Source organism: Mesorhizobium sp. M0898, assembly GCF_040319695.1.
Classification (GTDB): domain Bacteria; phylum Pseudomonadota; class Alphaproteobacteria; order Rhizobiales; family Rhizobiaceae; genus Mesorhizobium.
Map to the genome: position 1 here is coordinate 124,625 of NZ_JAMYOE010000002.1, position 20,186 is coordinate 144,810.

Genomic DNA, 20,186 nt, shown 5'->3' on the forward strand with positions numbered 1-20,186 from the left:
TGATCGCCGGCCATGGTTTGATGTTGACAGCTTGCCGCCTATCTGCATTTGTCTGATAATAGATAAAAAACAAGATTGTGAGCGTATCAGCCAATACCCACCAGCCAGCCATTAACCACCAGTAAGACAGCAACTCACGGGAGGAGTATGACATGAGGAAAATATTCGCTTTGGGGGCTCTTGCGGCGATGCTCGCCGCAGGTACCGCGCTTGCCGACACCAGCGGCAAGAAAATCGCCTTCTCCAACAATTACGCCGGCAATTCCTGGCGGCAGGCGATGCTGGACAGCTACGCCATCGTTACCAAGAAGGCGGTTGCCGACAAGGTGGTCGGCGCCGCGGACGTCTTCACGACGGCCGACAAGGAAGTGCCGACGCAGGCAGCCCAGGTGCAGAACCTGATCCTGCAGGGCTATGACGCGATCGTCATCAACGCGGCGTCTCCGGATGCGCTCAACGGCGCCATCAAGCAGGCCTGCGACGCCGGCATCGTCGTCGTTTCCTTCGACGGTATCGTCACCGAACCCTGCGCCTACCGCGTCGTCGTCGACTTCAAGGACATGGGCAAGCAGGAAGTCGAGCAGATGGCCAAGTTCCAGCCCAAGGGCGGCAACCTGCTGGAAATCCGCGGCCTCGCCGGCACTTCGATCGACGATGCCATCCATGCCGGCATCCTCGAAGGCGTCGCTGCCCATCCCGAGTTCAAGATCGTCGGCTCGGTGACCGGCGACTGGGACCAGACCACGGCACAGAAAGCCGTAGCGACGATCCTGCCTTCGCTGCCGGATGTTATCGGGGTCGTCGACCAGGGCGGTGACGGCTACGGCGCGGCGCAGGCTTTCGCCGCCGCCGGCAAGCCACGCCCGACCATCATCATGGGCAATCGCCAGGACGAGTTGCAGTGGTGGAAGGAGCAGAAGGAAAAGGACGGTTACCAGACCTGGTCGGCATCGATCGCACCGGGCGTATCGACGCTTGCCTTCTGGGTGGCGCAGCAGGTGCTCGACGGCCGCACCGACGTGCCGCACGACCTGCTGGTGCCCTATCTTGCCTTCACCCAGGACGATTTCGAGGCCGCGCTGCCGAAGATTCCGAAGGGCGGCGTCGCCAGCCACGAATACACGCAGGAAGACGCCATCGCGGCGATCAAGGCCAACATCAAGTGAGCATGGCACTATTGTTGCCGCCACGGATAACCGGGTATCGTTGAGGGATGCCCGAGGCCAATGCAGACATCATCATGCCGGACGGCGCCGAAAAGCTTTTCGGCGCCGTCAGTTTGGACATCATAAGACTGGACGGAGCCGAAAAACATTTCGGCGCCGTCCGGGCGCTCGCCGGTGTCGATTTCAGCGTTCGTGCCGGAGAATGCGTCGGCCTCGTCGGCCATAACGGCGCCGGAAAATCGACGCTCATGCATATGGTGGCGGGCACGCTTGCCCCCGACAGCGGGCAGATCGCGGTCCGCGGCGGTGTCGAGGCAAGTTATTCGGTGCCGCGCGCGCAGCAGCTCGGCATACGCTGTGTGTTCCAGGAGCTGTCGCTCTGCCCGAACCTCAGCGTCGCCGAGAACACGCGGATCAACCACGCGTCGCTGCATGGCTTCGGCTGGCGGCGCAAGGCGGCCGATTTGATCGCCGCCAAGCTCGACGAGATCTTCCCCGGCCACAGCATCTCGGCATCCGACATCGTCGGTGATCTTTCCATCACCAGCCGGCAGATGGTGGAGGTGGCGCGCGCCTTCACGGTCACGCAGGAGCCGCTTGAGCTGGTTATCCTCGACGAGCCGACATCCTCGCTCGACGCGCATACCGCCGGCCAGCTGCTGGCGTTCGTGCGCCGCTTCATCGCCGCCGGCAAGAGCTGCATCCTGATCTCGCATGTGTTGGGCGAAGTGCTCGGAAATGCCGACCGGATCGTGGTGATGCGCGACGGCAAGGTGGTCGCCGCCGGGCAGGCCGACGCCTTCGACCGCGACAGGCTGGTGACGGCGATGGGCGGAGCGGAGGCGCGCGAGAAGACCGCCGCAGAGATTGCGAGCGGCAAGCCGGAGCCCGGTCCGCTGCGGGTCCGGGCGCGCCCGGCGCGACAGCAGGACGGCAACGAGCTCGTCGCCCGTGCCGGTGAGATCATCGGCCTTGCCGGACTTGCCGGGCATGGGCAGACCGATCTTTTGCTGGCTATCTTTGCTGCGGCTTCCCGTGCCAAGACCGGCATCGAGGTCACCGCGCCGGTGGCGCTGGTGGCCGGCGACCGCCAGTCGGACGGGATTTTTCCGCAATGGTCGATCGCCGAGAACATCGGCATCCGTTCGCTGGCGCGATTGCGCAACGGCCTCTTGATCTCGCCGCAGCGCGAAGCCGAGCTCGCCGAGTTGTGGCAGCGGAAAATCGGCATCCGTACGCCCGACATGAACAACAACATCTTCTCGCTGTCCGGCGGCAACCAGCAGAAGGCGCTGTTCGCGCGGGCGCTCGGCTCCGACGCCAAGATCGTGCTGATGGACGATCCGATGCGCGGCGTCGACATTGGCACCAAGCTCGAAGTCTACGACCTGGTGCGCGAGGAGGCTCGCCATGGCCGCACTTTCCTATGGTACACCACCGAAACCGAAGAGCTCGACAATTGCGACCACATCTATGTGTTCAAGAACGGCCGGATCGTCGCCAACCTTCGTCGCGACGAACTGACGGAGGAAAAGATCATCCAGTCGTCGTTCGGCGATGCGGCCTGAGATGACAGCGGTATCCGTCGAGAATGGGCTAAAATCTTCGGCTCGCGCCACCAGGCGGGCGCGGATGCTGCGCAGCCTGCTGCCGGCACTGTCGCTGGCGCTGGTGCTCATCGCCATCGCCTGGCTCAACCCGCGCGCCATCAGCTATTTCGGTTTCAGCCTGATGCTCAATCTGGCGATCCCGATCGCTCTGGCGACGATCGCGCAGATGTTCGTCATCGCCGGCAACGAGCTCGATCTGTCGATCGGCACCTTTGTCGGCTTCGTCGGCTGCGTGACGGCGACATGGCTGAAGGACGCGCCGCTGCTCGGCGTCGTGATCCTGCTCGGGTCGATCGGCGTCTACGCGCTGCTCGGCGCGCTGATCCATCTGCGCAACCTGCCCTCTATCGTGGTGACGCTCGGCATGAGTTTTGTCTGGCAGGGCATGGCCATCCTGATCCTGCCCAAGCCCGGCGGCAAGGCGCCGGACTGGCTGCTGGCGCTGATGGCCTTCAAGCCACCCTTCATTCCGTTCCCGATCATCGCGGCATTGCTGATCGCAGCCGTCGTCCATTTTGGCCTGATGCGCACCTCCTACGGCGTCATCCTGCGTGGATCGGGCGGCAATTCAGCCGCACTCAAGCGCGCCGGCTGGTCGCTCCTGCGCACCAAAATCGCGCTGTTTGCGCTGACCGGCCTGTTCGGCGTTTTGTCCGGCATGGCGCTGATCGGCATCACCACCTCGGCCGATGCCAATATCGGCAATGGCTACACGCTGCTTTCGATCGCCGGCGTCATCCTCGGCGGCGGCGAGTTCGTCGGCGGCCGGGTGTCGCCGATCGGCGCCGTCATCGGCGCGCTGACGCTGGCGCTGGCGGCATCGCCCCTCTTGACGTTCATGCACATTCCGCCCGACTGGCAGGTCGCCGCCAACGGCGCCATCCTGATCATCGTGCTGGCGGCGCGGGTGCTGATCAGCCGCAGGGAGAGGTGAGCATGGCATCGCTGCGGGCACTGCTCGCCAGACCCTGGATCTGGTCGTTCTTCGGGGCGCTGCTGGTGTGGCTGGCAACCATCGCCTTCACCGGCGGCTATGGCGGCGGCGGCATGATCACGGCGGCGCTGTCGCTCGCCGTCTTCACCGTCATCGTCGGCGTCGGGCAGATGTTCGTCATCACGCTCGGGCCGGGCAATGTCGACCTGTCGCTGCCGGCCAATATCGGCCTTGCCAGCGCCGTCGCCATGAAGGTCATGGACGGCAATGATGCGATGATCGCGGTCGGCCTGCTGGCAGCGCTTGCCTGCGGCATGGCGATCGGCGCCGTCAACTATCTGCTGATCTGGGCGCTGCGCATTCCGCCGATCATCGCGACGCTGTCGGCCAGCTTCGTCATCCAGTCGGTCGATATCAGCTATGGGCGGGGCCTGCAGATCAAGCCGCCGCCGGGCTTTGCCGACTTCACCAACTGGCAGGTGATCGGCATCCCGGTGCTGGCGATCCTCACCGTTCTGTTCACCATCGGCGCCGGCATCGTTTTGCAGCGCATGATCTACGGCCGCTCGGTGCTGGCGATCGGCCAGAACATCCGCGCTGCCTGGCTGGCCGGCGTCAATGTCGGCCGCACCCGTTTCCTCACCTACACGCTGTCGGGCGCGCTCGGCGGCCTCGACGGCGCACTGCTCGCCGGCTATTTCCGCGGCGCCAATGTCGATATCGGCAATGAGTATCTGCTGGCCTCGATCGCCGTCGTCGTCATCGGCGGCACGTCGGTGGCGGGCGGCAAGGCCAATGTGCCGGGGGTCTGGGGCGCGGCGCTGTTCCTGGTGCTGCTGTTGACCATGCTCAACACGTTCGGCGTCAGCGTCGGCGTCCGCCTGGTGCTGACAGGGCTGATCATCGTCGGCGTCATCACCGCCGCGGGCGGGCAGAAGGCGCTGCGCTAAAGCAAGGCCACCCGGCGGCGAAGGGATATCGATCCGGCCTGCAAAACACGTGGTTCCCATCCGCATGCCAGCGCTGTAAATCCCGTCGCGCTATTGGCCAACATCATTGCGTGAGGTTTGCGTGTCCGATTTCGTCAGCACTACAAGGCACGGCAACGTCGCGGTGGTGAGCATCGACAATCCGCCGGTCAACGCGCTGAGCTTCCATGTACGCGAGCCGCTGATGCAGGCGCTCGTTTCCCTGCGCGACGAGCCGTCGGTCGGAGCAATCGTGATAGCATGCGCCGGGCGGACCTTCGTCGCCGGCGCCGACATCACCGAATTCGGCAAGCCGGCGCGGCAACCGGACCTGGGCGCCCTAGTCGCGATGCTGGAAACCATCGCCAAGCCGACGGTCGCGGCCATTCACGGCACTGCGCTCGGCGGCGGCCTGGAACTGGCGCTCGGCTGCCATTTCCGTGTTGCCGACCGAACGGCAAGGCTCGGCCTGCCGGAAGTCAAGCTCGGCCTGCTGCCGGGCGGCGGCGGCACGGTTCGCCTGCCGCGCCTGGTTGGTCCGCTGAAGGCACTCAGCATGATCGTTTCGGGAACGCCGATCGGTGCGGCCGAGGCGCTCGCCGCCGGCCTGGTGGATGCCGTCTTCGATGGCGACCTGACCGCGCAAGCGGTGAGTTTCGCCAACGAAACGGCCGCGAAAGGCGGTCCGTTCACGCCAGTGCGCGACCGCAATGATCGCCTCGACCAGGCCGACTTGCCGGCGTTCGACAAGGAAGCGGCAGTGCTTGCCGGCAAAGCACGCGGCCTCGAGGCGCCGATCGCCTGTGCGCAGTCGGTCCGCAACGCCCTGACGCTGCCCTGCGACGAAGCGCTGGCGGCGGAGCGCGACCTGTTCGTCAAGCTTGTCGCCGGGGGCCAATCACGCGCGCAGCGGCATTTGTTCTTCGCTGAACGTGAGGCGGCAAAGATTGCCGGCAAGGACGTCGTCAGGCGCAAGATCGCCCGGGTCGGCGTCATCGGCGCCGGCACGATGGGCGGCGGCATCGCCATGGCGTTCGCCAACGGCGGCGTCCCCGTGACCTTGCTGGAAGCGACACACGAGGCCTTGCAGCGCGGGCTGGCGACGATCAACAAGAATTATGCCGTTTCCGTCATCCGCGGCTCGCTGAGCGAAGACGCCAAGCGCCAACGGCTTGGGTTGTTCAAGGGTTCCACCGACTATGCCGATCTTGCCGATTGCGACCTGATCGTCGAGGCCGTGTTCGAGGAGATGGCGGTCAAGAAGGATGTTTTCGGCAGGCTCGATGCCGTGGCCAAGCCGGGCACGATCCTCGCCACCAACACCTCCTATCTCGACGTCAACGAAATCGCCGCGTCGACGTCGCGGCCGCAAGATCTCCTCGGCATGCATTTCTTTTCGCCGGCTAACGTCATGAAGCTTTTGGAAATCGTCCGCGCCGAAAAGACTTCGCCCGACGTGCTGGCGACCATCGTCGATCTGGCACGGCGGATCGGCAAGGTGCCGGTCGTCGTCGGCGTCTGCCACGGCTTCGTCGGCAACCGCATGCTGGCGGCGCGCGGTGCGGAACTGGAGACGCTTCTGCTGGAAGGCGCAATGCCGCGCCAGGTCGACCAGGTGTTCACCGATTTCGGCTGGCCGATGGGGCCGTTCGAGATGAGCGATCTCGCCGGCCTCGACATAGGCTGGCGCAACCGCAAGGCGCGTGGCCAGACGGCCGTGATCGCCGATGCGTTGTGCGAACAGGGACATTTCGGCCAGAAGACCGGCAGTGGCTTCTATCGCTACGAAGGCGGTTCGCGCACGCCGCTGCCCGATCCCGATGTCGAGGCGCTGATCCGCAACAAGGCTGCCGAGCGCGGTGTTGCACCGCGCGCGATCGGCGCCGAGGAGATCATCGAGCGGACGCTCTATCCGATGATCAACGAGGGCGCCAAAATCCTCAAGGAAAAGATTGCCGCCCGCGCCTCCGATATCGACGTCGTCTGGGTCAACGGCTACGGCTTCCCGGTCGGCAAGGGCGGGCCGATGTTCTGGGCGAGCCTCGAAGGCGTGGACAAGATCATCCGGCGGCTGGATCACTGGCACCAGCAGACCGGCAAGGATGTCTTTCGAGTGGCACCCCGGCTCAGGCAAATGGCCGAAACCGGTTCCTGGGACGGCGCTGCCGGCTGAACTTGGGACTACCGAATCCGTGCGTCCATGATCTCGACAAAACGCGCGAACAGACCCGCCTGCGACTTTATCTTGAGCTTGCGGTAAATGTTGCGGCGATGAACTTTTACGGTTCCCGGCACGATGCGCATCGCCCTGGCAATCGATTCCGTGGAATGGCCCTGAAGCACCAGATCGACGACATGCTGTTCGCGCGGCGTGAGCGAAAGGCTCTTCCAGATGTGAGCACGTTCGAACTCACTGACCGGAGTAATCGCCTCGTCTTGCTTCGTCCCAACCGGTCCGTCAGCCGGAAGGGTAGGCCAGCGTAGCCTGACGAGGCTGATCACCGCAGGCGCCATGTCGCGCAGCAACCTGGCATCGGCGGTTCCGAACGGCCCCGAAGCGCGCAATCGCATTAGCGAGACCACCAGCGCGTCCTTTCCCGGCAGCGGCACGAAAAAGCCGACCTCCTCCGCAAGCCTGGTCTGGCTGTAATAGGAGCGGTAATATTCGCTGGCATAGAAGCGATCCGGCGCCAATTCGCGCATGCGCCAAAAGCCTTCCTTGCGCTCGACTGCCGCATGGTGGAACGGATCGAGCAGATAAGGCCCTTCCTGATAGAGCGCGACGAAGACGTGGCTTTCGGCCGGCGAGAATGTCTCGAACAGCAGCGGCGGGCGTGAGGCGCCGCGATAGCCGAAGATCACGCAATGATCGAAGCTGACATGCTGGCGGAGCCAGGCGACCATCGCCTTGCCGAAAAGCTCGCCGCTCGTCTCCCGCGTCGCTGCGATGAGCGCAGCGAGCCGGCTGTATTCATCGCTGCGTGAAACGCCCAATTCATACCCCTCCAGACGAGAAAATAGACGAAATATACCACCTGGGAGGTATATACTAGCCGCCATTGGCTCTGATAGCGTTTCGAGACCAACTAGCCGCTGGAGGCCGCAGCTTTGACCGCAATGCCCGACATCGAGTTTCGCGGGGTCACCAAACGCTACGGCAGCGTGATCGCGGTCAGCGGCATCGATCTTGCCATCCCGCCGTCTGCCTTTGTCGCGTTGCTCGGGCCGTCCGGCTGCGGCAAGACAACCTGTTTGCGCATGATCGGCGGTTTCGAACAGCCAAGCGAAGGTGTGGTATTCATCCGTGGCCGCGACATGGCCGGCACGCCGCCCTATCGGCGGCCGGTCAACATGGTGTTCCAGCAATATGCGTTGTTTCCGCATCTGGATGTGGCGGACAACGTCGCCTATGGCCTACGCCAGGCGCGGCCGCGCCTGTCGTCGCGGGAGATCAGCCTGAAGGCAGGCGAGGCGCTCGCCATGGTTCGGCTTGCCGGCTATGGACGCCGCAAGATCCATGAGCTTTCCGGCGGCCAGCAACAGCGTGTCGCCCTGGCGCGGGCGCTGGTCAACAAGCCGGCGGTGCTGCTGCTCGACGAGCCCCTGGCGGCCCTCGACAAGAAGCTGCGCACCGACATGCAGATAGAGCTGCAGAACCTGCAGCGCGAGATCGGCATCACCTTCGTCCTGGTCACCCACGATCAGGAAGAGGCACTGTCGATGAGCGATTTCGTCTGCGTCATGAATGGCGGGCGCATCGTCCAGCTTGGGCAGCCGAGCGAAATCTACGACGAACCCGCCGACCTCTTCGTCGCCGATTTCGTCGGCAAGACCAATCTCTTGAGCGGCAAGGTCGTCGGGCTCTCGGGCAAGCTCGTCGAGATAGCGCTTGCCGACGGCACCGTCATCGCCGCGCGCAAGCGCACTTCGCTAGCCCAGGGCGAAGCCGTCTCGGTCAGCCTGCGTCCTGAATCCTTAAGTCTCGGCGCGCCCGGAAGCGGCCGGCTGAACGGGCTTGTCCGCAACCGGATCTTTCTCGGTTCCACCGCGGAATATGCAATCGAGGTCCAAGGCATCGGGACACTGCTCGCCAAGGCCGATCATCTGGTTGGCGGTGGAAATCTCTTCAAGCCGGGTGAACCCGTCGCCGTCGGCTTTACAGCCGGAACGCCGCTGGCGTTTCCGGAGAATAACGGGACCAACCAGAGGGAAAACAAAAATGTCGAAATCGTATCGTGACGGACTGCCGATAAGCCCTGAAAAATTCGTCGACCAGTTGATGCGCCTCAAGCGCGGTTCCATCGGCCGCCGCGAGTTCCTTGGCCTCACCGGCCTAGGCATCGCAACGGCAGTAATGGCCCGCGAACTCGGCATCATGCCGTCGCCAGCCTTCGCCCAGGAGGGGCTTGGCGACCGCATGTCGATTGCCACCTGGCCCAATTATCACGACCCGGCGACGTTCGAGAATTTCAAGGCCGAAACCGGCGTTGCCGTCGAGGTGAACGTGTTCGGGTCAAACGAGGAGATGCTGGCCAAGCTGCAGGCCGGCGCCTCGGGCTGGAGCCTTTTCGTTCCGACCAACTACACGATCTCGACTTACAAGAAGCTTGGCATCATCGAGGCGCTGGATATGGCCAAGCTTGCCAATTATGACGGCTCGCAAGAAGACCCGCGCTTCACTGGGGAAGGCACGATCGATGGCGTGACCTACGCGGTGCCGAAGAATTGGGGCACCACCGGCTTTGCCGTCAACACCAAGAAACTGACCAAGCCGATGACAAGCTGGAAGGAATTCTGGGACACGGCCATGGCGGAGGGCGACGGCCGGACCATGGTTCATGATTACCAGCTGACCACGATCGGCAACGCGCTGAAATATTTCGGCTTCTCGTTCAACTCGCTGAAGCCGGACGAACTCGCCAAGGCGGAGGAATTGCTGCTGAAGGTCAAGCCGCATCTGTTCGCGGTCTCTAGCGACTACCAGCCGTCGATGCGTGCCGGCGACGCCTGGATGACGATGTGCTGGACCAATGACGGGGCGCAGCTCCACCGCGACATCCCCGAAATCGCCTACGTGCTTGGCAAGGAAGGCGGCGAGATCTGGACCGACTTCTACGCAGTACCCAAGGATGCGCCGAACAAGCCTGCCGGCTATGCCTTGCTCAACTATTTGATGAACCCGAAAGTCGCGGTCAAGGAGCACCTGGCCAACGGCGCGCCTTCCACCGATGCGCGGGTCAATGCGCTGCTGCCCAAGGAGGTGCTGGACAATCCGATCCTCTATCCGGCGGCGGATCTGCTGAAGCCGCTCGAATTCGGTGCGGCCGCAACGCTAACCGATCCGGGCCGGGCCGAATTGATGGCACGCTTCAAGTCGGCTTGAACCTGGCAGGCTACAGGCTCGATGCAGGCAACTCCCCGGCGGACAGATGTCCGCCGGCACCGGGGCGGTTTTTTCAATGCGCAGCAATGTCCTTCGTCACAATCTCCTGACCGCCCTGCTGCTCGGTCCAGCAACTGCGTGGCTGGTGGTGTTTTTAGTTTTGCCGTTCGTGGCGATTGCCGTTTTCAGCGTCGGCGAGCGGGCGCCGGAAGGCGGCTATCAGGCCGCTTTCACCTTGGCGCAGTTTGCCAATCTTCCGGCGCGGGCGACCGCCTTCTGGAACACCATGGTGCTGGCGCCGGCGGGCGCACTGGCCTGTCTTCTCGTTGCCTATCCGGTCGCCTATTACCTCGCTTTGCGCGCGCCGGAACGGTGGCGGCTGATCCTGCTGGCGCTTGTCGTCATCCCGTTCTGGACCAGCCTGCTGATGCGAACCTATGCCTGGATGTATGTGCTTGGCGGGCGCGGCATCCCAGCTCTCCTGGCCTATGTCGGGCTGGAGGACGTGCGGCTGATCAACACGCCGGGAGCGGTTCTGCTCGGCATCGTCTATGGTTATCTGCCGCTGATGATCCTGCCGATCTATGTCAGCCTCGAGCGGCTCGACCGCCGGCTGCTGGAGGCCTCCGCCGATCTCGGCGCGACGCCGATCTCGACATTCCTAGGCGTGACGCTGCGGCTGTCGCTGCCAGGTGTGATGACCGGCTTCTCGCTGGTCATGATCCTGCTGCTCGGCGAATATCTGATCCCGACGCTACTCGGCGGCGGCAAGGTCTTCTTCATCGGCAACGCGCTGGTCGATCTGTTCCTGCAATCGCGCAACTGGCCATTTGGATCGGCAATCGCCATCACACTTGTGGCGGTTTCAGTGGTCGTGCTGCTTGCCGCGAACCGCATTTCGACCCGGCTTTCGGGTGCCCGCCGGGTGGACCTGATCTGATGCGTGCCTTCGTCGTTGCGGTCTTTGCCTTTCTCTACCTGCCGATCGCGCTGGTGGTGCTGTTTTCGTTCAATGCCGGCCACCACGCCAGCGAGTTCACTGGCTTCTCGGTGCAATGGTACGGCAAGGCCCTGGCAAACCCGTTCCTGGTCGAAGCGCTGAAGAACAGCCTGTTCATCGCCACGACCAGCGCCTTGCTGGCGGCGCTGTGCGGCACGGCGGCCGCGCTTGGCCTGGCTCGTGTCGGCGCGCAGACGCGAGCCGTCTTCGATGCGCTTTTGGGTGCTGCGATCGTCGTTCCTGGCGTCGTCATCGGCATCTCGACGCTGGTCGCGCTGGTCCAGCTATTCGGGGTGGTCAACCCGTTTGTCGCTTCGCTGTGGCCGAACGACCAGCCACCGCGCCTGGCGCTCGGCTATGGCTCGATCATCGCCGCGCACGGGCTGTTTTCGATGGCGCTGGTGGCGATGATTGTCGGCACGCGCCTCGGCAGCCTCGACCGAAATCTGGTCGAGGCCTCGAGCGATCTTTACGCCACCCCGCTGACGACGTTCCGCAGCATCGTGTTGCCGCAGATCATGCCGGCGGTGATCGCCGGCTTCCTGCTCGCCTTCACATTCTCCTTCGACGATTTCATCGTCGCCTTCTTCGTCGCCGGCGCACAGACAACATTGCCGATCTATGTCTTCGCCTCGATCCGGCGCGGGGTCACGCCGGAGATAAATGCCATCGCGACGATCGTGCTCGTCGCCTCCGTTCTGCTCGTGGTGCTTGCCCAATGGCAACTGCGGCAACGAAAACCATCACACTGAAAGACAAAAACATGATTCTGAGAGATCGCATCGCCGTGGTGACGGGTGCCGGGTCGGGGATCGGGCGTGCCGGCGCCATGATGATGGCCAGGGAAGGCGCACTCGTGGTGATCGCCGACAGGGACCAGGCGGCGGGGGAAGCAACCGCTTCCGACATTCGTGCGGCCGGCGGTCGGGCCGAGGCCGTCGCCACCGACGTCGGCGAGGATGCGGCGGTCGAGCAGCTCATTGCGGGAACGCTGGGCCGGCATCGGCGGATCGACATCCTGCACAATCATGCCGGGATCCAGGTCGGCGGCACGCTGACCGAAGTCGGCGCCGACGGCATGGATGCCTCCTGGCGGATCAATGTGCGGGCGCAGTTCCTGGCGGCCAGGCTGGTCATGCCGTCGATGATCGCGCAAGGCGGCGGGGTGATCCTGAATACCGCCTCGAATTCGGGTGTGTTCTACGACCGCGAAATGATCGCCTACGCAACGTCAAAACATGCAGTGGTGGCGATGACCCGGCAGATGTCGCTCGACTATGCCAAACACAATGTCCGCATCAACGCGCTGTGCCCCGGCTGGGTCGATACGCCCTTCAACGACCCGTTCATCGCGCAGATGGGCGGGCGGGCAGCGATCGAGAACTATGTCCGCACGAAAATTCCCATGCAGCGCTGGGCCAGCGCGGAGGAAATCGCCGAAGCGATCCTGTTCCTCGTCTCCGACCGCTCGTCCTTCATGACCGGTCAGGCGCTGGTGATCGACGGTGGAGAAAGCATCGGCTGATCCGCCGCTCCCGGCGGGCGGCAGCTGAAATTCTCTTTGGCCTAACGGCCGGCGGCGAGATGTGCTTTCGTCTCAAGGAGAATGCGGCCAACATGGCTGGGTCGGGAGCAGAAATCATCAGCGCAAACGGGAAGGCTGCATAATGGCCGAGGCCTATATCTGCGACTACATCCGCACGCCGATCGGACGCTTCGGCGGTTCGTTGTCGGCGGTCCGTGCCGACGATCTCGGCGCTATCCCTCTGAAGGCGCTGGTCGAGCGCAATCCAAACATCGACTGGGCTGCCATCGACGACATCGTCTATGGCTGCGCCAACCAGGCCGGCGAGGACAACCGCAATGTGGCGCGCATGGCGCTGCTGCTGGCCGGCCTGCCGAATGAGGTTTCGGGCTCGACCGTCAACCGTCTCTGCGGTTCGGGCATGGATGCGGTGATGATTGCTGCCCGCGCCATCAAGGCCGGCGAGGCGGAGCTGATGATATCGGGCGGCGTCGAATCGATGAGCCGCGCTCCGTTCGTGCTGCCGAAGGCAGAGACCGCCTTTTCGCGCAATGCCGAGATTTACGACACCACGATCGGCTGGCGCTTCATCAATCCGCTGATGAAGAAGCAATACGGCGTCGATTCGATGCCGGAGACCGGCGAGAACGTGGCGGAAGAGTTCGCTGTCTCCCGCGCCGACCAGGACGCATTTGCCGTGCGCAGCCAGGACAAGGCTGTAGCCGCACAAGCCAATGGCCGGCTGGCAAAGGAAATCACGCCGGTGACGATCGCGCAGTGCAAGGGCGATCCGGTCGTTGTCGACAGAGATGAGCATCCCCGCGGCGGCACGTCGATCGAAGCGTTGGCCAAGTTGCCGACGCCGTTCCGGCAAGGCGGCACGGTTACGGCCGGCAATGCCTCGGGCGTCAATGACGGCGCCGCGGCGCTGATCGTCGCCTCGGAAGCAGCCGCGAAAAGATACGGGTTGACGCCGATCGCCCGTATCCTCGGCGGTGCCACCGCCGGCGTCGCTCCGCGCATCATGGGCATCGGTCCGGTGCCGGCCACGCAGAAGCTGTGTGCCCGGCTCGGCCTGAAGCCACAACAGTTCGATGTCGTCGAGCTCAACGAGGCCTTCGCCTCGCAAGGCATCGCCGTGCTGCGCCAGCTCGGCATTGCCGAGGATGCGGAGCACGTCAACCCGAATGGCGGTGCCATCGCGCTCGGCCATCCGCTCGGCATGTCCGGCGCGCGCATATCAGGCACGGCGGCGCTGGAGCTGCGCGAACGTAGCGCCCGCTATGCACTTGCCACCATGTGCATCGGGGTCGGCCAGGGGATCGCGGTGGCGCTGGAGAGATTGTGAGCAAGCGTCGATTTGCCGGACCATTTAATGGCGCGTTCCGCCCACTCAAATTTGACCATGTGGACAAAAGCCGGGCACCGTTCCATAGTTCCTTCGCTGATATTCCAGAGAAGAGAGCCGGCTCGACACGGCGCCAATCAGAGGGGCATGCAATGGACAACGGGAAGAGCAGAATCCAATCGAAACGCGAAGAGCTTTCGCGCCGCAACGTGCTGGAGCTGGGCGCGCTCGGCCTGGCGGCGGCGATGCTGCCGGGCAGCGCCTTTGCCAAGACCAAGAAGCTGAAAGTGGCGGCGATCTTCGCCACGCCGATCGAGGAGCCGTGGGACAACCAGATCCATGTTGCTCTGCAGAAGGCCGAGAAGGAACTCGGCATCGAATACAAATGGTCGGAGAAGGTGCAGACCGCCGATTTCAGCCGCGTCATGCGCGAATATGCGCAGGGCGGCTATGAGCTGGTGCTGGGCGATGCCTTCGCCGCCGAGCGCGAATCGCGCAGGACCGCCAAGCAGTTCCCGAAGACCGCCTTCCTGTTCGGCTCCGGCGCCGGGCCGGCCGAGCCGAATTTCGGCGTTTTCGACAACTGGATCCACGAGCCGGCCTATCTGTCCGGCATGATCGCCGGAAAAATGTCGAAGTCAGGCACGGTCGGCGCCGTCGCGGCGATGGGCATTCCGGAAGTGAACCGGCTGGTCAACGCTTTCTTTGCCGGCGCCAGGGAGGTCAATCCCAACATCAAGAAGAAGGTCGCCTTCATCGGCTCGTTCTTCGATCCCCCGAAGGCAAAGGAAGCGGCGGTCGCCCAGATCGACGCCGGCGTCGACGTCATCTATGCCGAGCGCTTCGGCGTCATCGAAGCGGCGGCGGAGAAGAAGATCCTCGCCATCTCCAACATGTCGGACCAGTCGAGCCTCGGCCCCGACACCGTGATCACCGGGCCGGTCTGGGACATGTATCCGACCGTCGAGCAGGCGATCAAGCTGGTCAAGGCCGGCGTCTTCACCGCGCAGGATTACGGCGATTTCTCGCGCATGGCCAAGGGCGGCTCCTACCTCGCGCCCTACCACAAGTTCGACAAGACGCTGCCGGCCGAGGTCAAGGAACTGGTCGAGAAGAAGAAGGCAGAGATCCTCGACGGCAATTTCCGCGTCGACGTCGATGAGAATACGCCGGTCTCGGACTGAGCGATGTTTTTTGGGGGTCTGGCGCTTGTCGCACCCCCCCTCTGGCCTGCCGGCCATCTCCCCCCTCAAGGGGGGAGATTAGCAGCTTCGCCGACAGCACCTCTTCTTCAGCGCTGACGATTTGCGAAAGCCGAAGTGACATCCGATCTCCCCCCTTGAGGGGGAGATGGCCGGCAGGCCAGAGGGGGGTGCAGCGCATTCCCGTCGATCAAAGCTGAACCGTAAAGCCAATTCCGATCGGGAGCACCCTTGTCAACGCCTGCCCCTCTCATCGAAATGCGCGGCATCTCCAAGAACTTTGGCGCCGTCAAGGCGAACGAGGCCGTCGATCTCAGCGTGGCGCCGGGCGAAATCCTCGGGCTGCTCGGCGAAAACGGCGCCGGCAAGACGACGCTGATGAACGTGCTGTTCGGCGCCTATGCGCCCGATGCCGGCGAGATCCTGGTGCAGGGCCGGTCGGTGGCGATCAACAGTTCGGCCGATGCGCTGGCCGCCGGCATCGGCATGGTGCACCAGCATTTTCATCTCGCACCGCGGCTTTCGGTGCTGGAGAACCTCTTGATCGGCATTCCCGGCAGATCGGGCCGGATCGACCGCGCCGGCGGGCTGGCGCGGCTCGCCGAGATCGGCCGCCAGCACGGGCTGACGCTCGACCCGGACCTCCCCGTCTCGGCGCTGTCGGTCGGCGAGCAACAGCGGCTCGAAATCGTCAAGGCGCTGTTTCGCGGCGCAAGGCTGCTGATCCTCGACGAGCCGACGGCGGTGTTGGCGCCAACCGAGGTCGACGGGCTGTTTTCGGCGCTGCGCTCGATGGCGGCACAAGGGCTCGGCATCATCTTCATCTCGCATAAGCTCAACGAGGCGCGGGCGCTGACGCATCGCTGCGTTGTGCTCCGGCATGGGCGCGTTGCCGGCCGCGTCGATGCGCCGGCCAGCACCACGTCCTCGGAGATGGCGCGGCTGATGTGCGGCCACGAGATCGTGCCTCCGGCCAGAGGACCGTCGATGCCCGGTGCGGCCGTGCTGACCCTCGACGGTATCTCGACATCGCATCATTCCGGCATGGCGCTGCGCGATGTTTCGCTGTCGGTTCGTGGCGGCGAGATCCTTGGCATCGCCGGCGTCTCCGGCAATGGCCAGCGCGCGCTTGCCGAGGTCATCTCCGGCGTGCGTGCGCCCGATGCCGGGAAGATGACCATAGCCGGCAAAACGGTTTCGCGGTTCTCGCCGAGCACAGTCCAGGCGCTCGGCCTCGGCCGCATCCCGGAAGACCGCATGACGACAGGGCTGGTCACCAATCTGCCGCTTGCCGATTCGATGGTGCTGCCGCGCATCGGCATGGCGGCGTTCAGCCGCAACGGCCTGCTCAAGCCGGATGCGATCCGCGCCTTCGCCGAGGCGCAGATCAAAGCCTACGATATACGTTGCCCCGGGCCGATGACGCGCGCCGGGGCGCTTTCCGGCGGCAATCTGCAGAAGGCGCTTTTGGCGCGCGAACTCGCCTTCGATCCGAAGGTGCTGATCGTTTCGCAGCCGACTCGCGGCCTCGACATCGGCGCCGCGCGCTTCATCCACGAAAAATTCCTCGACATGCGCGCCAAGGGCTGCGGCATCGTCGTCATCGGCGAGGATCTGGAAGAGTTGCTGATGCTCTCGGATCGTATCGCGGTGATGTATGAGGGCCGCATCGTCGGCACGCTGAACAGCGCCGACGCCAGCATCGCCAGACTCGGGTTGATGATGACCGGAGCGGAGAGCCATGCCTGATGTTCCGTCTCGAGGCCCGCACCTCAACGCCCGCCTGGTTCAATCTGGCGCTGCCGCTGCTCGCCATCGGCGCGACGCTGATCCTGTGCAGCGGCCTCATTGCACTGGCTGGCGCCGGCGTCGTCGAGGCTTATGGCGTTATGTTTTCGGCGTCGCTGGGCGACAGCTACGCCGTCACCGAAACGCTGGTCCGTGCCGCGCCGATGATCTTCACCGGACTGGCCGTGGCAGTCGCCTTCCGCGCCAAATTCTGGAATATCGGCGCCGAAGGGCAATTGCTGGCTGGTGCGGTGGCGAGCTGTGCCGTCGGTGCAATCCCGATGCCGGGGCCGCTCGCCATGCTGCTGATGGCGCTGGCGGGTGCCGCCGCCGGCGCGGCCGTCGCACTGATCCCCGCCACGCTGCGGGTAAAATTCAGGGTCGATGACGTGGTCAGCTCGCTGCTGCTCAACTCGGTCATTTTCTACGCACTGATGGCGCTGATCGAGGGGCCATGGAAGGACAGTTTCAGCGGCTACCCGATCTCGCCGCCGATCGAGGATACGGCCAATTTTCCGGTGCTGCTCGAAGGCACGCGGCTGCATCTCGGGGTCGTCGCGGCGCTGGTCGCCGCACCGGTCATCTGGTTCGTGGTCGCGCGCACCACGCTCGGCTTCCGCATCAGGGTCACCGGCGAAAACCCGGAAGCCGCACGCTATGGCGGCATCAATGTCGAGCGGGTGCTGATTTCGACGGCGCTGCTGTCTGGCGCATTGGCCGGCCTTGCGGGCGTCGGCGAGGTCGGCGGCGTGCATTTCCAGGTGATGAGCGACATCTCGCCGGGCTATGGCTATTCCGGCATCGTCGTCGCCATGCTGGCGAGGCTCAATCCGCTCGGCGTCGTGCCGGCGGCGATCTTCCTTGCCGCGGTGATGACCGGCGCCGAGGCGATGTCGCGGGCGACCGGCGTTCCGGCCTTCCTCAGCGATGTCATCCAGGGAACGGCGCTGCTCGCCATGCTGGTGGCGCTGCTGTTCACCGCCTATCGCATCCGTCGCGTGGGAATAGCCAAATGAGCGTGGTGCTGGAACAGATCTTCCAGGTCGGCTTCCTCGCCGCGATCATCCGCATCGCCACGCCGCTGGCCTTCGCGACGCTGGGCGAGATGTTCTCCGAGCGCGCCGGGGTGCTCAATCTCGGCATCGAAGGCATCATGCTTTTGTCGGCGATGACCGGCTTCACCGCGGCGAGCCTCAGCGGCAGCCTCTGGCTTGGCGTGCTAGCGGCGGTGCTGACCGGGGCGCTGATGGGCGCCGTGCACGCGCTGTTCACTGTAGCGCTCGGCCTCAGCCAGCATGTCTGCGGCATCGGCGTGACGCTGTTCTCGTCGGGCCTTGCCTATTTCCTCTACCGGCTGATCTTCGGACAGCAATCGGTGCCACCGAACATCAAGGGGTTCGAGACGCTGCCGATCCCGATCCTGTCCGACATACCGGTGCTTGGGCCGGCGGTGTTCAACCAGTTTTCGCTGATCTACATGGCGACGCTGGCCATACCGCTGACCGCCTTCGTGCTCTACCGCACGCCTTGGGGCCTAGCGGTGCGCATGGTCGGCGAAAACCCGCGTGCCGCCGATTCTGCCGGCGTCAGCGTCATTGCAACACGCTTCCAGGCGGTGATCCTCGGCGGTGCCTTGATGGGACTGGCCGGTGCCTTCCTGTCGATGGCGCAATTCAACGCCTTCACCTTCGGCGTGGTTTCGGGGCGTGGCTGGGTGGCAATCGCGCTCGTCGTTTTCGGCCGCTGGGATCCGTGGCGATCGGCAGGCGCGGCACTGCTGTTTGCCTTCGTTGACGCCTTGCAGTTGCGCATGCAGGCGAGCGGGCTTGGCCATATCCCCTACGAGGCCTTCCTGATGCTGCCGTTCATCTTCACCATCGTCGCTATGGCGGTGATGTCGCGCAATGCGGTGGCCCCGTCGGCGCTGCTCAAGCCGTTCCGGCGCGAAGAGCGGTAGCGGCGCTTCGCCTTTCACATCGCGGTGAAGCCGTTATCGACGAACAGATGGGCGCCGTTGACGAAGCTGGCCTCGTCGCTGGCCAGGAACAGGGCTGCCTTCGCGACCTCTTCCGGCTCGCCGATCCGCCCTTGCTGCGCCGCCATTGCCGCGTCGGAGACATCGACGCCGAGTTTGTCGAGATCGGCGACCTCGCGCAGGCCATGCGGTGTCCTGATGAAGCCTGGACAGACCGCATTGCAGCGGATGTTGCGGTCGCGGAACTCGACGGCGATGGCACGCGCGAACATATGGCAGGCGCCCTTGGTGGTGTCGTAAAGCACCTCCATCGGCGTCGCCGCCACCGCCGAGATCGACGAGGTGCAGACGATGGAACCGCCGCCGGCGGCGATCATGCCGGGCAGCACAGCACGCGTCATCAGGAACATCGAACGCACATTGACGGCATGCAGCCAGTCCCATTCCTGCAGCGTGGTCTCCAGGAAGGGTTTGATGACGAGGGTGCCGGCGTGGTTGAACAGAACCGTAACCGGGCCGAATTTTTCCGTCGCGCCCTTCACCGCCGCTTCGACCTGCGCCTCATCCGATACGTCGGCGACCCAGTGCTCGGCGACATGGCCGCGTTGCCTGATTGCCGCTGCGGTAGCCGCCGCCGCTTCGCCGTTGCGGTCGACGATCGCCACCTTGGCGCCCTCGGCCGCGAAAAGCTCCGAGGCCGCACCGCCCATTCCCGTCGCGCCGCCCGAAATGATGGCGACCTTGCCGGCCAGTCTTGTCCCCATGGTTTGCTCCCTGCTGCCTTGCCGTGACGTCGCGGCTTTCCGCTGAAGCGATGCTATCCCTCATCCATTGGATGGCCAAGGAGCCACAGACACATGGACCTGACGTTTCCTGCCGTCACCCCGGCATGCCGCAAAAGGCAGTGCTAAGCAGTAAAAGCACTAACTTGTCCGCCGTTTGAAGAAAATTGTTCTAAGGATCGCGCGAAAATAGCACTCGACAAAGTCTACTGATTTTATAGATTAAGCGCCGAGACGGAGGTCGATATGTCCTATAGCCAGAACGCTCAGACTGCCCGCAAAGGCCAAAGGCTGGGTTCCGGCCAGGTGTGGCGGCCGGCCTATGCCGGTGCTTTCGCCTATCTCGTCTTTGCCCTTGCGTTTGTATTCACCGGGGCAGTGGTACTGGGGCTGATCCCCTGATTGTCAAGGCTCTGATCATCGAGGCTACCTCGGGATAGCGGCCTGCCGTTTGCAGAAATTCCGGAGTTGATGAACCGAATGCCGGTGCGCATTTGCGCGCCCT

At 64.1% G+C, this 20,186-nt stretch carries 18 protein-coding genes; 16 read left to right on the top strand and 2 right to left on the bottom strand.

Annotated features, from left to right (window positions below; all coding sequences use genetic code 11):
- The first annotated feature begins 152 nt into the window (after nt 1-152).
- The 5 genes from NKH90_RS03650 (at nt 153) to NKH90_RS03670 (ending at nt 6,851) form a co-directional block, all read left to right on the top strand.
- On the top strand, nt 153-1,166 hold the full coding sequence (locus tag NKH90_RS03650) for an ABC transporter substrate-binding protein (protein ID WP_352817377.1): 1,014 nt from the start codon (nt 153-155) through the stop codon (nt 1,164-1,166).
- 74 nt (nt 1,167-1,240) lie between these two features.
- Nucleotides 1,241-2,734: a sugar ABC transporter ATP-binding protein gene (locus tag NKH90_RS03655; RefSeq protein ID WP_352470908.1), complete on the top strand. Its 1,494-nt coding sequence runs from the start codon at nt 1,241-1,243 to the stop codon at nt 2,732-2,734.
- Between the two features lies 1 nt (nt 2,735).
- Entirely contained in the window at nt 2,736-3,710 is a 975-nt protein-coding gene (locus tag NKH90_RS03660) for an ABC transporter permease (protein WP_023678190.1), read from the top strand.
- Nucleotides 3,711-3,712: 2 nt separating this feature from the next.
- The gene (locus NKH90_RS03665) at nt 3,713-4,660 is read left to right on the top strand and encodes an ABC transporter permease (protein ID WP_352817379.1); all 948 of its coding nucleotides are present in this window, start codon (nt 3,713-3,715) and stop codon (nt 4,658-4,660) included.
- 121 nt (nt 4,661-4,781) lie between these two features.
- Complete coding sequence (locus NKH90_RS03670; RefSeq protein WP_352817381.1) at nt 4,782-6,851, top strand: 3-hydroxyacyl-CoA dehydrogenase NAD-binding domain-containing protein; 2,070 nt, start codon at nt 4,782-4,784, stop codon at nt 6,849-6,851.
- Nucleotides 6,852-6,859: 8 nt separating this feature from the next.
- Here the strand turns inward: NKH90_RS03670 and NKH90_RS03675 are convergent, their stop codons facing one another.
- On the bottom strand, nt 6,860-7,672 hold the full coding sequence (locus NKH90_RS03675) for a response regulator transcription factor (RefSeq protein ID WP_352470752.1): 813 nt from the start codon (nt 7,670-7,672) through the stop codon (nt 6,860-6,862).
- A 123-nt stretch (nt 7,673-7,795) separates the two neighbouring features.
- On the opposite strand from NKH90_RS03675, the gene NKH90_RS03680 reads away from it, so the two are divergent.
- The 10 genes from NKH90_RS03680 to NKH90_RS03725 all read left to right on the top strand — a co-directional run bounded on the left by NKH90_RS03680 (nt 7,796) and on the right by NKH90_RS03725 (nt 18,881).
- Nucleotides 7,796-8,917, top strand: coding sequence for an ABC transporter ATP-binding protein (locus NKH90_RS03680; protein WP_352817783.1), 1,122 nt, complete (start codon nt 7,796-7,798; stop codon nt 8,915-8,917).
- Nucleotides 8,898-10,061: an ABC transporter substrate-binding protein gene (locus NKH90_RS03685; RefSeq protein ID WP_352817383.1), complete on the top strand. Its 1,164-nt coding sequence runs from the start codon at nt 8,898-8,900 to the stop codon at nt 10,059-10,061. Before NKH90_RS03680 ends, NKH90_RS03685 begins: the two co-directional genes overlap by 20 nt.
- A gap of 76 nt (nt 10,062-10,137) precedes the next feature.
- Nucleotides 10,138-11,001 carry an ABC transporter permease gene (locus NKH90_RS03690; RefSeq protein WP_352817386.1) on the top strand — a complete coding sequence of 288 codons (864 nt, stop codon included), beginning with the start codon at nt 10,138-10,140 and terminating at the stop codon, nt 10,999-11,001.
- Nucleotides 11,001-11,813: an ABC transporter permease gene (locus NKH90_RS03695; RefSeq protein WP_352594120.1), complete on the top strand. Its 813-nt coding sequence runs from the start codon at nt 11,001-11,003 to the stop codon at nt 11,811-11,813. The genes NKH90_RS03690 and NKH90_RS03695 overlap by 1 nt, the downstream gene beginning before the upstream one ends.
- A gap of 11 nt (nt 11,814-11,824) precedes the next feature.
- Nucleotides 11,825-12,586 carry an SDR family NAD(P)-dependent oxidoreductase gene (locus NKH90_RS03700; RefSeq protein WP_352817389.1) on the top strand — a complete coding sequence of 254 codons (762 nt, stop codon included), beginning with the start codon at nt 11,825-11,827 and terminating at the stop codon, nt 12,584-12,586.
- Nucleotides 12,587-12,728: 142 nt separating this feature from the next.
- Complete coding sequence (pcaF, locus tag NKH90_RS03705; RefSeq protein ID WP_352817392.1) at nt 12,729-13,934, top strand: 3-oxoadipyl-CoA thiolase; 1,206 nt, start codon at nt 12,729-12,731, stop codon at nt 13,932-13,934.
- 152 nt (nt 13,935-14,086) lie between these two features.
- Nucleotides 14,087-15,118 carry a BMP family protein gene (locus NKH90_RS03710; protein WP_352817394.1) on the top strand — a complete coding sequence of 344 codons (1,032 nt, stop codon included), beginning with the start codon at nt 14,087-14,089 and terminating at the stop codon, nt 15,116-15,118.
- A gap of 276 nt (nt 15,119-15,394) precedes the next feature.
- Complete coding sequence (locus NKH90_RS03715; protein WP_502898802.1) at nt 15,395-16,885, top strand: ABC transporter ATP-binding protein; 1,491 nt, start codon at nt 15,395-15,397, stop codon at nt 16,883-16,885.
- Nucleotides 16,885-17,940, top strand: a complete 1,056-nt coding sequence (locus tag NKH90_RS03720; RefSeq protein ID WP_352470745.1) for an ABC transporter permease — start codon at nt 16,885-16,887, stop codon at nt 17,938-17,940. The genes NKH90_RS03715 and NKH90_RS03720 overlap by 1 nt, the downstream gene beginning before the upstream one ends.
- Entirely contained in the window at nt 17,937-18,881 is a 945-nt protein-coding gene (locus NKH90_RS03725) for an ABC transporter permease (protein ID WP_352817396.1), read from the top strand. The genes NKH90_RS03720 and NKH90_RS03725 overlap by 4 nt, the downstream gene beginning before the upstream one ends.
- A 14-nt stretch (nt 18,882-18,895) precedes the next feature.
- Here the strand turns inward: NKH90_RS03725 and NKH90_RS03730 are convergent, their stop codons facing one another.
- Nucleotides 18,896-19,663, bottom strand: coding sequence for an SDR family NAD(P)-dependent oxidoreductase (locus NKH90_RS03730; RefSeq protein ID WP_352470743.1), 768 nt, complete (start codon nt 19,661-19,663; stop codon nt 18,896-18,898).
- Nucleotides 19,664-19,927: 264 nt separating this feature from the next.
- Between NKH90_RS03730 and NKH90_RS03735 the strand changes: the two genes are divergently transcribed.
- The gene (locus NKH90_RS03735; protein ID WP_352817399.1) at nt 19,928-20,083 is read left to right on the top strand and encodes a hypothetical protein; all 156 of its coding nucleotides are present in this window, start codon (nt 19,928-19,930) and stop codon (nt 20,081-20,083) included.
- Nucleotides 20,084-20,186 lie beyond the last annotated feature (103 nt).

Bases quoted from the DNA above. Each gene is read 5' to 3' on its own strand.
- NKH90_RS03690 (WP_352817386.1), top strand. From the start codon at position 10,138: ATGCGCAGCAATGTCCTTCGTCACAATCTCCTGACCGCCCTGCTGCTC.
- NKH90_RS03725 (WP_352817396.1), top strand. From the start codon at position 17,937: ATGAGCGTGGTGCTGGAACAGATCTTCCAGGTCGGCTTCCTCGCCGCG.
- NKH90_RS03730 (WP_352470743.1), bottom strand. From the start codon at position 19,663: ATGGGGACAAGACTGGCCGGCAAGGTCGCCATCATTTCGGGCGGCGCG.
- pcaF (WP_352817392.1), top strand. From the start codon at position 12,729: ATGGCCGAGGCCTATATCTGCGACTACATCCGCACGCCGATCGGACGC.
- NKH90_RS03710 (WP_352817394.1), top strand. From the start codon at position 14,087: ATGGACAACGGGAAGAGCAGAATCCAATCGAAACGCGAAGAGCTTTCG.
- NKH90_RS03700 (WP_352817389.1), top strand. From the start codon at position 11,825: ATGATTCTGAGAGATCGCATCGCCGTGGTGACGGGTGCCGGGTCGGGG.
- NKH90_RS03655 (WP_352470908.1), top strand. From the start codon at position 1,241: ATGCCGGACGGCGCCGAAAAGCTTTTCGGCGCCGTCAGTTTGGACATC.
- NKH90_RS03735 (WP_352817399.1), top strand. From the start codon at position 19,928: ATGTCCTATAGCCAGAACGCTCAGACTGCCCGCAAAGGCCAAAGGCTG.
- NKH90_RS03650 (WP_352817377.1), top strand. From the start codon at position 153: ATGAGGAAAATATTCGCTTTGGGGGCTCTTGCGGCGATGCTCGCCGCA.
- NKH90_RS03695 (WP_352594120.1), top strand. From the start codon at position 11,001: ATGCGTGCCTTCGTCGTTGCGGTCTTTGCCTTTCTCTACCTGCCGATC.
- NKH90_RS03665 (WP_352817379.1), top strand. From the start codon at position 3,713: ATGGCATCGCTGCGGGCACTGCTCGCCAGACCCTGGATCTGGTCGTTC.
- NKH90_RS03660 (WP_023678190.1), top strand. From the start codon at position 2,736: ATGACAGCGGTATCCGTCGAGAATGGGCTAAAATCTTCGGCTCGCGCC.
- NKH90_RS03715 (WP_502898802.1), top strand. From the start codon at position 15,395: ATGCGCGGCATCTCCAAGAACTTTGGCGCCGTCAAGGCGAACGAGGCC.
- NKH90_RS03685 (WP_352817383.1), top strand. From the start codon at position 8,898: ATGTCGAAATCGTATCGTGACGGACTGCCGATAAGCCCTGAAAAATTC.
- NKH90_RS03720 (WP_352470745.1), top strand. From the start codon at position 16,885: ATGTTCCGTCTCGAGGCCCGCACCTCAACGCCCGCCTGGTTCAATCTG.
- NKH90_RS03680 (WP_352817783.1), top strand. From the start codon at position 7,796: ATGCCCGACATCGAGTTTCGCGGGGTCACCAAACGCTACGGCAGCGTG.